Origin of the sequence: Gordonia aichiensis NBRC 108223 (assembly GCF_000332975.1) — a bacterium.
Taxonomy (GTDB): Bacteria; Actinomycetota; Actinomycetes; order Mycobacteriales; family Mycobacteriaceae; genus Gordonia; species Gordonia aichiensis.
Map to the genome: position 1 here is coordinate 1 of NZ_BANR01000077.1, position 704 is coordinate 704.

General features: G+C 65.6%; 1 protein-coding gene. It reads left to right on the forward strand.

The genetic code is table 11. The features are described from left to right. Positions 1–641 (forward strand): IS21-like element helper ATPase IstB (istB, locus tag GOACH_RS23050; protein ID WP_005180866.1); only part of this gene is annotated, 641 nt, incomplete at its 5' end. Positions 642–704: the final 63 nt, after the last annotated feature.

Genomic DNA, 704 nt, shown 5'->3' on the forward strand with positions numbered 1-704 from the left:
ATGCCACCGAAGCCCGACGGCTTGCCGGGCGGTTGCGGTTCGCGTGCCTGCCCACCCCGGCCACGTTGGACGGCTTCGACTACGACGCCGCGCCCGGCGTGGACCGGGCGCTGATCCGCGAACTCGGGACGTGTGCCTACCTCGAATCGTCGACGAACGTGCTGCTCATCGGCCCGCCGGGTACGGGCAAGACGCATCTGGCGGTCGGGCTTGCGAACGCCGCGGTCCACGCCGGCTATCGCACCTATGTGACCACCGCCGCCGACCTGGCCGCACGCTGCCACAAAGCCGCGATCGAAGGACGTTGGGCCACCTGCATGCGATTCTTCGCCGGACCCACCTTGCTCGTCATCGACGAGCTCGGCTACCTCCCATTGCCGGCCGAAGCCGCTTCAGCCTTGTTTCAGGTTGTGGCGCAACGATATTTGAAAACATCCATCGTCATCACCACCAACAGGTCCGTCGCCGAATGGGGCGAAGTGCTCGGTGACACCACCGTCGCCGCAGCCATGCTCGACCGGCTGCTGCATCGCTCCGTCGTGCTCAAACTCGACGGCGACTCCTACCGGCTTCGTGACCATCACGCCCGCACCCACAGCCAGCGCACCGCCACCGCACCCACCAGAAGGTCGCTACAGTAGAAACCGCCCACGGGTGGGGAATTTCAGTGAGCACACCTGGGGAACTTTCTTGAGCCTCGTCAC